The sequence below is a fragment of the Lachnoclostridium phytofermentans ISDg genome (genome assembly GCF_000018685.1).
Classification (GTDB): Bacteria; Bacillota; Clostridia; order Lachnospirales; family Lachnospiraceae; genus Lachnoclostridium; species Lachnoclostridium phytofermentans.
The window spans coordinates 3,697,290-3,709,528 of the sequence record NC_010001.1; the positions used below are offsets into that span (position 1 = coordinate 3,697,290).

Annotated in this window: 8 protein-coding genes; all 8 read right to left on the minus strand. The window is 36.7% G+C overall.

Annotated features, from left to right (window positions below; all coding sequences use genetic code 11):
* Positions 1-40: 40 nt before the first annotated feature.
* Positions 41-1,444 carry an ABC transporter substrate-binding protein gene (locus CPHY_RS15690; protein WP_012201035.1) on the minus strand — a complete coding sequence of 468 codons (1,404 nt, stop codon included), beginning with the start codon at positions 1,442-1,444 and terminating at the stop codon, positions 41-43.
* Between the two features lie 130 nt (positions 1,445-1,574).
* Positions 1,575-2,987, minus strand: a complete 1,413-nt coding sequence (locus CPHY_RS15695; RefSeq protein ID WP_012201036.1) for an alpha-L-fucosidase — start codon at positions 2,985-2,987, stop codon at positions 1,575-1,577.
* A gap of 16 nt (positions 2,988-3,003) precedes the next feature.
* The gene (locus tag CPHY_RS15700; RefSeq protein WP_012201037.1) at positions 3,004-4,179 is read right to left on the minus strand and encodes a glycoside hydrolase family 88 protein; all 1,176 of its coding nucleotides are present in this window, start codon (positions 4,177-4,179) and stop codon (positions 3,004-3,006) included.
* Positions 4,180-4,233: 54 nt separating this feature from the next.
* Entirely contained in the window at positions 4,234-6,408 is a 2,175-nt protein-coding gene (gnpA, locus tag CPHY_RS15705; protein ID WP_012201038.1) for a 1,3-beta-galactosyl-N-acetylhexosamine phosphorylase, read from the minus strand.
* 171 nt (positions 6,409-6,579) lie between these two features.
* Positions 6,580-7,413: a carbohydrate ABC transporter permease gene (locus CPHY_RS15710; protein WP_012201039.1), complete on the minus strand. Its 834-nt coding sequence runs from the start codon at positions 7,411-7,413 to the stop codon at positions 6,580-6,582.
* Positions 7,414-7,426: 13 nt separating this feature from the next.
* The gene (locus tag CPHY_RS15715; protein WP_012201040.1) at positions 7,427-8,350 is read right to left on the minus strand and encodes a carbohydrate ABC transporter permease; all 924 of its coding nucleotides are present in this window, start codon (positions 8,348-8,350) and stop codon (positions 7,427-7,429) included.
* A gap of 190 nt (positions 8,351-8,540) precedes the next feature.
* On the minus strand, positions 8,541-10,442 hold the full coding sequence (locus CPHY_RS22205) for a sensor histidine kinase (RefSeq protein ID WP_012201041.1): 1,902 nt from the start codon (positions 10,440-10,442) through the stop codon (positions 8,541-8,543).
* Complete coding sequence (locus CPHY_RS21370) at positions 10,420-12,090, minus strand: response regulator transcription factor (protein WP_012201042.1); 1,671 nt, start codon at positions 12,088-12,090, stop codon at positions 10,420-10,422. The genes CPHY_RS22205 and CPHY_RS21370 overlap by 23 nt, the downstream gene beginning before the upstream one ends.
* Positions 12,091-12,239 lie beyond the last annotated feature (149 nt).

Consider the following 12,239-nt stretch of genomic DNA (forward strand, 5'->3'; position numbering starts at 1 on the left):
TGGATAAATTCCACTTTTAAAAGTGATGAGAAATTCTTTATTATTGCTCATTAGCCTCTTTAATCGCTTCATTTGCTCTGTCCTGAATAGATTTCATGGTATCTTCCAGTGACTTTTGTCCCTGTCCGTATAGCTGGCCTTCCTCAGTGTAAATCTGACCGATTGTTGTATCAGCAGTACCCATAATCTTTTCACTTAAGTATAATCTGCTGTTATCAAACCAACCTTTCATGAAATCATCTACTGTTAAGTTGTCATCTTTAAATTTTGGAAGTAAGCTGGACTCAATATATGTTTTTGCCTCATCTTCTGTAAGAATCTTTGCTGGAACACGTCCATAACCTAAAGTATATTTATTTTCACAAATTGTTTTAATTGCTTCAAATGCTGCTTCTTTATTCTTAGATGTCTTTGGAATAGCATAGCAACTTGTAATTGTTAAAGAAGATGGATCTTCACCTTCTGGATATGGCATAGGAAGGATTCCTAATTCCCAATCTCTTGGATATTTTGTCTTATCAGATAATGCACTTGCTACCCATCCACCATATACATACATACCGATATTTCCATTTACCATGAAAGAGTTATATGGATATGTTCCGGAAGCTAAATCGATGCAACCTGGTTGAATCTTAAGATCATTTCCTAAACTAAAGAACCATTTTGCAGCATCAGCGAATGCAGGATCATCAAAGTTTGCTGTTCCGTCTGCTTTATAGGCAGAAACACCCTTTTGTGTAGCTAACATATAGTTACAAGCAACGTCATCACTCATAAAGGAACCCCAGATATTTTTCTCTGGATTGTTAAGTTTCTGAGCTGTCTCAACATATTTTTCCCATGTCCAGCCTTCTGCTGTTGGATATGGAATATTAGCGTCATCAAAGATTTTCTTATTATAATAAGTTAACCAAATGTCCTTTTCTGCAGGCATTGCGAAAGATTTATCTTCAAATTTTACAATTTTGTCACCGTAAATAGCTGACATATCGTAGTTATCTGCTTTTGCAAGGTCATCAATTGGCTCTAATACAGCAGCTTTGTAGAATTCTTCTAACTGAAGTGGAGTTCTACCGATGATGTCGATTGCTTCTCCTGCCATTAAGCTTACAAGTACCTTGTCCATTTCTCCTGCTTTTGATGTAGGAGTGATATAAAACTCTACGTTAATACCTGTTTTTTCTTTGATTAAGTCAACCATCTCTTTTGTTTCAGAACCGGTTGCAGCGTTATCTGTTAACGCCCATTTAACAGTAACACCATCATATGGCTTATCACTGTTTGGCTTTTGAGAAGATTCGGTACCTTCAGTACCTGTTGGTGTATTACCGTTCGAGTTGTCCTTAGTATTATCGGATTTTCCACATCCAGCTGTACTTAAAACCATTACTGTAGCTAAACTGAAAGCAAAGCCACGTTTTAATGCGCTTTTTAATCTCATGTTTGTTACCCTCCTTTTGTTTATGTCTCTATTATAGCCAACCTTTTATCTAGTTTATATAGGTTGTATTTTGAATTTATGTGTTATTCTTATCATTTTGACGGTATTATTAAATAAAAACCTAATTTTTTTATTCATATATACCAATGAACGAAAAAGTAGGCTCCATCCTAGAATCTAAAATTCGTATAATAAGTATATCCGATTCTATCTGCGGAAAACGTGCAATTTTCTTATAACCAACCGTAGTTCCCACATAGATATTTACAAGATTTCCATTTATCATAGATAAAATCTCAAAAGCTTCGATTCTCTGACTCTTTAATATGTTTTCTTTTAAAATAACTGATGAAATCTTTTGTGGATTATGAAAAGAAATCTTAAACTCAGCCTGTGTACCAATTCCTTGATAGTAGGTCTCATAGTCATCCTTTTGTACACTATCTACTGCTTTCCAATCATTTTCTTCTTTTACCTGAATTAAAGCTCCATCTGTCAGGTTCTTACCATATCTTTTTTGTATTTCCTCACCAAGCTCCCGTAGCCTTTTAACGTCAGTCTCGTTGATTAGTCCATTTGGCATAGGAGGAATATTTAAAAGAAGTGTTGTATTACCCCCTACAGACTTTTCGTAGATATCAAGTAGATTATCAAGAGAACGAACTTTACCATCCTCTTCAGGATGATAAAACCAGCCTGGTCTTATCGATACATCCACTTCTGCTGGATACCAGATTAAGTCCTGTTCCTTAGCTAAGCGTTCTCTGCTTCCTAAGTCCTGCTCCATACTGCTTATTACCCTCTGCCTAAAAGACGGATCATCCTCATGCTGGCTTAAAGCAGCCACTCGCTCTGCTACCGATAAGTCTGCAGGTACAACGCTCCATTCACTATCACGGGTATCGCCTGCCTCATTGCCACACCAACGAACATCAGGACCGCTTACGGCAATACAAGCATCAGGCATATATTTTCTTATCTTATCATAATAACGCAGCCAATCATAAACCTGTTTTTTACCATTAGGGCCTTCTCCGCAGGCACCATCAAACCATACACTAAAAATATCTCCATATCCGGTAAGTAGTTCCGTAAGCTGTGCTACAAAATAATCATCATATGCTTTCCCTTGTCCATAAGTTTCCTGATTACGATCCCATGGAGAAAGATAAATACCGAATTTCAAGCCGGCTTTCTTACAAGCTTCTGCTACTTCTTTTACAATATCGCCTTTTCCATTCTGATAAGGACTGTATTTCACAGAATGCTTCGTATATTTACTAGGCCATAGGCAAAATCCGTCATGGTGCTTACAAGTAAGGATTGCTCCTTTCATTCCAGCAGCTTTTATTGCTTCAACCCATTGGTCTGCATCCATCCTAGTGGGATTGAAAATTTCCGGTGACTCTGTTCCGTGTCCCCATTCTTCTCCGGTAAAGGTATTTACAGTAAAATGAAAGAATGCATAGAATTCTGTTTTTTGCATCATAATCTGCCTAGCAGACGGAACAATTTTTATAAGTCTTTCATCTAATTGTTTCATTTTCCTGGCCCCTTTTCTACCAATAAACTTCCCACTGTGTTGTAAGCCTCACAAGTGCTTCCATATAAAAGTAATCTCCCCACAATGTAAATTCATCAACACCACTATCCTTTACTGTGTTATAAGGAGAACTTTTTGCATAGGTGGAATGAAGTAATATTCCGTTGGTATCTTCACTAGAACGATATAAGCAGTGCTTTGTCAGCGCCTTTAATAAACGTTTCGCTAGTTGAATATAAGTCTTTGCTTCCTCTGGTTCTAGATACTTTGCCATTTCAAGCATTCCACATGCTGCTATGGCCGCAGAGGAAGAATCTCTTGGCTCCGTACTACCATCAGTAAAGTCAAAATCCCAATAAGGTACCAGATCTTCTGGTAAATGTTCTAGAAAACATGCTGTAATCTTTCTAAAACTTTCAATATAAATTGGATCCGGACAATATTTATAAGCGATTGCTGAACCATAGATTCCCCATGCCTGGCCTCTTGCCCATATGGAACCATCTCGATATCCCTGTGCAGTTACTCCACGTACCGGAGCCCCTGTTTCTGGGTCAAAATAATAGGTATGGTAGGTAGAGGAATCTTCACGAACTACATAGTTCATGCTTGTCCGAATATGGCGAAGTGCTGTTTCGCGGTATTTTGGATTCCTTGTTTCCTCTGATGCCCAGAATAACAAAGGCATATTTAAAAGGCAATCAATAATTAACCTATATTCTTTAGGATCACCTAATTGCCCCCAAGCCTGAAAGAATTCTCCATTCACCTGAAAACGTCCCATCAGATTATCTGCTGCCATCACAGCAGTCTCTTTAGCTAGCGAATCACCTGTTAGTTTATAAGCCGCAACACAGGACGGGGTATACAAAAATCCCATATCATGATGATCTACAACAATTCTCTTTACCAGACGTTCTTTAAAGCTTGGCACTTGATGAAGGGCAGCTTCTTTAAAAGTCCCCTCCTTTGTCTCTTCATATGCCAACCACAACTGTCCAGTCCAAAATCCATTGGTCCAGTCATCGTTTTTCGTAGCAGGATAAATCTGATTGACGCTATTTGCTGCCGGAAAACTATCATAAAATTCCGGAATATTATTTTTAACCTGAGCAATCACATGGTTTAGTGCTTCACGTGCTTCCTCTATCGTGATTACCTCATAGTTCTTAAGTGTTTCCATTGTCTGCATAATGATAACGGGCTCCTTTCCTAAAGTCCCAAAACCCTTGTAGATGTTAATCTCCTAATCCTCTAAAAATGTAAACCACAAAATATCATTTGCCTTTAATTTCATACTGTATTCTCTACCTAGTCCATCATAAATCATAGTTTCCTGAGGTTCGTAAGTATTATTTACAATACAATATTTCTTTGTTGCAGGATAGTAATTTACTTCTACATTATAGTTGCTGCTATACCATTTCTTCATCTCCTGCTCCATACCTGCGGCCCAGAATATAGCACGGTAAAGCATTCTAGAGTTTTCAAAGGAATAAGGAATTCCACTAATATAAACACTTCTTCCATCACCAAATTGGTTGACAGCCATTTGAACATCTTGTCCATCTTTACGTAGGATTTGTGCTCCATCAAGAGCATAGATATTCTTCATGCCTTCTCCAAAATTAATACTTTCATTGGAATCTTCCGTAATAAAGTGGCTGTGCTCATCCCAGTTGTATTTATCCGTTGACATGGAGAATCCAATTTCTTTATTTACACCTAGTACATTTGCCAAGGTAAAATATCTACCCTGATGTTCACATGCAGATGGTTCGCCAACTCCAATAAATCCGCCACCCTGAGCAACGAAAGCCTTCACGGCACTACTAACCTTTTCATTCGTCCAATAAGCACCGCCGCTTGGTCCAGTATAAGCATCACCTACGTTAATTACTACCCCACATTCATTTAAGATAACTGGATTCTTAATCACATCTTCAAAGCTTATAAATTCCACATCAAAAGGCATACCGCTTAATGCTTCAAGTACTCCGGCATAGGAGTAAGTCTGCTTATAATCAATCGCGTGAGCCACCATATGAGTTCCCCAAGAACGTATCTTACCCCAGGAATTTAAAACTCCTACTTTGAAATGGCTGTATGGGCTTTGGCCTCCCATATTATCATAAAGAAGACGGAACTCGTCACATACTTCTTCAATATATTGTATAAACTCAGGGAAATCGAGTGCAAGCTTTAAATAACCGCCATAACCGATTCGATCAACTGGCTTTCTTAAAATAGCACGTCTTGCAGTTACCCAGTTTACTTTTGCCTCTTTAATAGGATCGCCGCCTTCATGGAATACATCTGGGAAGAAGTAAGGAAGAAAACGTCCCTCTGTATATTTTACCCCTGGAATATCAGAAATCAAGCGGAGTGTTGTTCCATTTCCTACACTTCCTACTACAGCGTCAAGTCCTACATGTTTAAAATACTCGCCGAATGGTTCCGTTCCAATCCAGTGATCTCCTAAGAACATCATAGCTTCCTTATCGTTATCGTGGCAGATGTCCACAAGAACTTTCATTAACTTAGCAACTTCTCTTTGCTGGAACTCTTGAAAATCTCTAAATTCCTTTGATGGTACACGATTCGTATTGTTATGGTAACCCTGATCAATGATATATTCTGGACGGAATTTATAACCAACCTCTTTTTCAAATTGCTCTAAAATATATGGACTGACACTGGCACTATAACCAAACCAGTCTACGAACTTCTCCTTGGCAAATTCATTAAATACTAAGGTAAACTGATGGAAAAACGTTGTAAAACGAACTACATCACTGTCTGGATTTTCTTTCATCCAACGTTTTAACTTTTCAATTACATATTTCTGAGTCTTAGGCTGACGTACATCATACGTTATCTGATGTTCTACATCCTGCCAGTCATTTGTAATAAAATTGTACATATGGACTGGATCCCAAATAATAAACGCAAGGAAACTTACCGTATAATCATGAAAATGGTCTGGATTTAAAATAATAACTTCCTGATTATTCTCATCATATTCCCAAGCATCAAGAACTAATGGTTCTCCTGTCGTACGGTCTACCACTTCCCACCAGCGCTTAATATCATGAATTGTGTTAGGCTTTAATTGATCTTTATATAAATGCTTCATCAGAGGAATACGAAGTTCTCCCTGTGACATCGCAGTATAAAATTCAGTCATTAAATAGACTTGCTGAACTTCATCTGGATTAGCATTTGCCCATGCATTATCTTTTCTTGTTGTATAATAAGTAGAATAAATCTTTGCAGGCATTTTCTTAAGTTCATCGGGCATATCCGTTCCATCGCAATCGCGTAGAGCGTCTGCTCCCCATCTTTCGGCGATTTCTTTCGTCTCCTGTATCATATCCACATCGGTAGGAACGGTAACTCTTCCTGTTAATTTTTCACTCATCGTATTTATCCTTTCTTTCATTTCATAATTTTATATGAGAAACCCCTTCTCCAAAAAATCTTAAATTAGAAAAAAATAGCCTCCGGTATACTTAAGCAGATTGCATAATACTTTATTACAATCCCTGTTCGAGACCGGAAGCTTTATTGTAATTGCCTTAAACTTCAGGCATCACCCTTTTACTGCAGAAGAAGCGACACCTTCGATGAAGAACTTCTGGCAGAAAAGGAATGCAATTAGAATTGGTAAAAGTACCACTGTTGCAGCAGCCATCTGAGTACCATAATCCTGAATCATACCAGAGGAGAATAATTTAACTCCAACTGATAACATCTGCTTATCCATAGTAGAAATATACAGATATGGACCCATGTAATCATTCCAAGACCATGTGAAAGAAAACAGCGCCATAGTTGCAATTGCCGGTTTTGCCAGTGGGAAAATAATTCTCCAATAAATACGGAAGTGGTCACAACCGTCAATTTTCGCCGCTTCACTTATGGAATCCGGGATTGAAATAAATGACTGACGTAGTAAAAACACAAAATAAACATCCACACAACTTGGCAAAATTAATGCCCACATAGAGTCAAGAATGTGCAAATTCTTAAATATCATGTATCTTGGTATAATCATAATATCGCTTGGTATCATCATAGCTGACAATAAGATAAGGAATATAAAATCCTTTCCCTTAAATTTAATCTTAGCAAAGCCATATGCAGTAAAGCTTACAAAGAAAATTTTAATTAAGATTGTAAGACCAGTCATAACAATGGTATTTAAATACCATTTCTGGAAGTTGTAGATACCATTTGTAAATAATGCTTTAAAGTTCATGAGTGTCGGATTTTCTGAAATCAATTTCCAAGGGAATTTCATAACTTCTCCGCTTACTTTAAAAGAAGAAGAAATCATGAATATAAATGGAAAGTTGGCTATTAATCCAATACTCAGTATGAATATCGTTAGAAATATTTTTAAACCTTTATTTTTTTTCTGCATTTCCTGTTCCTCCTTAATAATTCACCCATTTTTTCTGTCCGCGCCATTGAATAAGAGTTACAATCATAACGATCACAAACATAATTAGAGCCATTGCACTTGCCAAGCTGGTATCAAATTTTGTAAATGCAGTACGGACAATATTTACAGACATAACTGTTGTTGCCTGTCCCGGACCGCCTTCGGTAAGTGCCTGTATACAGGTAAAGTTTTGGAAAGAACCAATAATTGAACTAATTGTCAAGAAGAAAGTTGTTGGTGAAATCATTGGTATGATTACTTTACGGATTCTCTGCCATTTTGTTGCTCCGTCAATCTGTGCTGCTTCTATCAGTTCAGAAGGTACTTCCTGCAATGCACCAAGATAAACAACCATGTTTAGTCCCACACCCTTCCATACGGAAATTATCGCTACGGTAGGAAGAGCCAGTTTTAAATCTTGTAAAAGCAGTGGTGGATTAAATCCCATATTTCTTAAAGCTACAATAATTGGACTATTATTACCCAGTAAAACCTTGAAAATGACTGCCACTGCTACCATGTTAGATACATAAGGCATAAATACCAAAGATCGGGTTGTGTTTTTTAGAAATACACCTTTGTTTAAAATAAATGCCAGTGCAAATCCAACTACCATAATTAACGGTACATAAACCAGCGAGTATTGAAAGGTTCTAAGAAGTGACGCAATAATTTCTTTATTCTTAAATATTTTGATGAAATTCTGGAACCCTACAAATTTCAGGTTGTCTAGTCTTGTAATATATTTCACGTTTAAAAACGACATCACAATTGCAATTAAGAAAGGAATACCTGTAAAAATAGTGAAAAATATTAAATATGGTGATATAAATAGCCATCCATACCTATTTTCTTTCTTTTGTTCTTTCGAACCGTTTGTCCTTCCTTTTGGTGCTGATGTTTTTTCCATTTTCATAAGCCTGCCTCTCACTTTCTATTTTAGCTAGGAAGAGTCACTCTAATATGAGCTTTCCTTTACTCATATTCTACCGTATTATTTGTCAATAACCCATATGTCGTTTTTTATATTCGTTGGCTAATTTCGTTATTTTGAACAAAAAAGAAAAGAAATCAGACAATTTTATGCCTGATTTCTTAATTCAATCTTACTTTATTCGCTTATTTTCTATCAAATTTCCACGTTCGTCAACATCATCTTTCGTTATCTTTGGGATCCGAATGACAGTTAAAGTTCCCACCTCTTTTTTACTATATATAGAAACAGCATGATCAACTCCAAAGTACAGCTTAATTCTCATTTCCACACTATGGAGCCCGATACCGGTACTACGGCGGTTTCTCTCTTGTTCTGCCTTCTCTGTCCTTCCAAAGCGAATTTGGTTTCGTATTTCCTTTAATTGCTCTTTGTCCATTCCACGGCCATTATCCATCACTTTTATGGTGACCCATCCATCTTTCTCTTTAATAGTTACCCTGATTAGCATTGGATGTTTTAATCCAGTCATACCATATAGGAAAGAATTTTCTACCACAGGTTGTAGCAATATCTTTAAAGAATACAATCCATGTATCTGCTGCATATCCGTACGGAGGTCAAATTCAAACTCTTCCTTATAGCGGTTTTTTTGAATATTGACAAAGGCCATCAGATGCTCTATTTCGTGTTCCATTAAGACAATAACCTGACCCCCGCTTATTGACAAACGATACATTCTGCCAAGGGAGGCAGCCATACGTCCAATGTCTGGTCTGCCAGCATCATTGGATATCCACACAATATTCTCCAGAGTATTATAAAGGAAATGAGGGTTAATCTGACTCATCAATACTTCAAGTTCCAGTTCTTTTTTCTTACGTTCTGCTTTTAAATCTTCAATGAAAAGGGTATTAATTTGCTCCAGCATTGAATTGTAATAGCGTATCATATCACCCATTTCATTTTTCTGTTTCACTTCAATATAAGCGTTTAGATTACCACCATACACTTCTTTCATTGAGGCATTGAGCTCGCCGATTGGATCCATAAAGCTCTTATATAAATATAATACCATGATAGCACAAAGTCCGACACAAACCATCATAACCAAGAATATTCTAAGGTATAGCATATCCATATCCCTAGTAACCGCATTTACAGGAATTATCATAACTGTCATCCAGTCATTTACTTCGGAAACTTTTACATTTACCAATTTATGTCCCGAAGAATCTTGCATTTCCTGAGAGTCCTTGGTACGCTCTAAGATCATATCTTTTAATTTACTTGATATTTCCCCGGCTTTTACCACTTCTTCATTGCTCGAGGAAATCAAACTGCCATCTCCTGTTAAAATATAGATATCACCAGGAATAGATTCAGCAAGTTGAACATACTGTTCATATATCTCTTTTTCTTTCAAGGCAAATAACTGTACATATTGATATTTTCCTTTTTCCCATGAATAAATCCTTCGAATACCCATAACAGCCTTCTGCTCGCGTATCCCCTCCGGATAGTCACTCAAAAGAAAATTATCTTGCACTGGAAACCAGCGAAACTTCATCAAAAGGTCAGGATCTTCAATATTCATATCCTGTAATTTTTCTATAACCTCTTTCGTATTCTTATTAGGGTCCAGAAAATTAAACAACTCCCCTTTGTATGTGTATATTGCACTGATTCTTTCCCTCTTATTTAATATATCATAAGCTGAAAATATATTACTGTAAATACGAACAATATCCAGTTTCTTATAAATCTGCTCTTGCGGTGAATATACCTTTTCAATATATTTATCCAACTGGTCATTTGCAGCGAAATTATCAGAAACACTGTAAATATCCGTAAGTTTAGCATCTATTTTATTAGCAATCTCAGTAACCCTGCTTTGGGTAGTTCGCATATATTCCTGCTTCATAACTTTTCGTGTATTCCAGAATAATATAGTGATCACTATCATAATCGGAATCAGCACCTGTAAAATACCGAGCAGCATCCTGCCTTTTAGGCCCAAATATTTTCTCTTATTTTGCTTTTTCATTTTATTAATTTTCAGAATCTTTAGCATGGCCAACTCCTTTTGGGTGGTTACCTCCTGTTTGGAGGATACCTCCTGCTTGGAGGATATTACGATACTCTTTTGGACTCATTCCATACTTTTTCTTAAATAACTTAATATAGTTGGATACATCAGCCCATCCCATTTCCTCAGCTATTTCATATATCTTAAGTGCCGGATCTGCCAGAAGTTTCTGACTTTTCTCCAATCGTTTTGATATAATATAATCACTAAAATTACATCCAAATTCATTTTTAAATATTTTAGAAATGTATGCTGTATTCTTACACACCTTGGTACCAACATATTCTAGAGAAATCTGGTTAGAATCGTATTCTGCATCCACAATTTCCTTTATTTGCTGAGCAAGGCTGCTTCTGTTTTTCCATTCTCCCTTCATTCGAGCACTTTCTTTGGAAACTTCTCGAAGAATTTTAAATAGAAACTCTTTTTTCCCTTCCAAGCTTTTAAAGGTATATATGTGTGTATATGTGTAATCCATCTTTTTCATAACTTTCTCAAGTTGAACACCATAGCGTAACAGCTCACGGGATAGGTTAAACATTAACTCAAGGCTTAGACGGTTAATACAATCATAATCAAGAATCACCTTCCCTCTGAATTCAGAGAAAATCTGTTCCAGTGTCTCTTCTAATTCTTTTTCTTGCTGTTCTAAAATTTCCTTAAGAATCTTCTCCACGTCAAAAGAAATGGCGTAATAGTCAAAATCTGCTTCCTGCATTTCTTTATAGAACATAATCTGGCTTTTGGCTTCACTATAGATTTTCTGACCGACACAGCATTTCGCTTGTTCATAACACTGAGGTAACATCTGAAAATCCACATAGAAGTTGCTAATACCTGCATATGCATTGATGTTACCCTCTCCTATGACGCATTCTAACATCTTCTTGGTATAGCTACGAAGGACTTCTTCTTCTGGTTCTTCTTCAGATTTTAGAATTCCGGTTATCTTTTCTTCAAAGTTTAAAATAAATTTTCCTACTATTTGCTGCTCTTTGGAAGCCTTTTCATTTAGAAGGTTCTCTATCTTAATTTGCTTCTGATAAAAGGCATTCTTATCTACCGAATTCTGGACATCGAAACTAATCCGAATAACACCAAACCAGTTTCCATCATGTTGTAAGAATTCTTCCTCCATCTCTTCTTCGTTATAGCCATAGCCCTTTATCAAATCATTGAACTTCTTTCTAAGCTTTAGGCTCTTACCTTCCTCATAAGCCTGTTTTAGCTCAATTTCCTCTATTTTTTTTCTATTTTCTTCATCAAGTCTATCTTTCATTTTACGAAACATAACTTCGAATTCATCAAGATCAGTAGGTTTTAATAAGTACTCAGAAACCTGGCTTTTAATGGACATCTGCATATATTCAAAATCATTATAGCCACTTAGAATAATGATTTTAATCTCCGGGTAATGCTGATTTAGATACTGCATTAGCTCTATTCCATCCATTTCTGGCATTCGAATGTCTGAAATTATCACATGAGGCTTGTCCTTTTTTATTTGATCAAGGGCCTCCAATCCATTTCCGCAGACACCGCTAATTTCAAATCCCCATTCCCCCCATGGAATACTATTTGCCATTCCATATGCAATTGATTTTTCGTCTTCCACCACCAATAGCTTATACATACCTTACCTCCATCCTAAATTTATTATATAACAAGCCCTATTCTTTTCGCAAGCTTTTATACTTTACATATAAGGAACAAAGTGGCTTCGCCCTAAATTAAAAGTAGCTCTGCGTCTAGTATCTAGGTAGGTTCCAAAGAAACCTCAAC

Bases quoted from the DNA above. Each gene is read 5' to 3' on its own strand.
- CPHY_RS15690 (WP_012201035.1), bottom strand. From the start codon at position 1,444: ATGAGATTAAAAAGCGCATTAAAACGTGGCTTTGCTTTCAGTTTAGCT.
- CPHY_RS15695 (WP_012201036.1), bottom strand. From the start codon at position 2,987: ATGAAACAATTAGATGAAAGACTTATAAAAATTGTTCCGTCTGCTAGG.
- CPHY_RS15700 (WP_012201037.1), bottom strand. From the start codon at position 4,179: ATGCAGACAATGGAAACACTTAAGAACTATGAGGTAATCACGATAGAG.
- gnpA (WP_012201038.1), bottom strand. From the start codon at position 6,408: ATGAGTGAAAAATTAACAGGAAGAGTTACCGTTCCTACCGATGTGGAT.
- CPHY_RS15710 (WP_012201039.1), bottom strand. From the start codon at position 7,413: ATGCAGAAAAAAAATAAAGGTTTAAAAATATTTCTAACGATATTCATA.
- CPHY_RS15715 (WP_012201040.1), bottom strand. From the start codon at position 8,350: ATGAAAATGGAAAAAACATCAGCACCAAAAGGAAGGACAAACGGTTCG.
- CPHY_RS22205 (WP_012201041.1), bottom strand. From the start codon at position 10,442: ATGCTAAAGATTCTGAAAATTAATAAAATGAAAAAGCAAAATAAGAGA.
- CPHY_RS21370 (WP_012201042.1), bottom strand. From the start codon at position 12,090: ATGTATAAGCTATTGGTGGTGGAAGACGAAAAATCAATTGCATATGGA.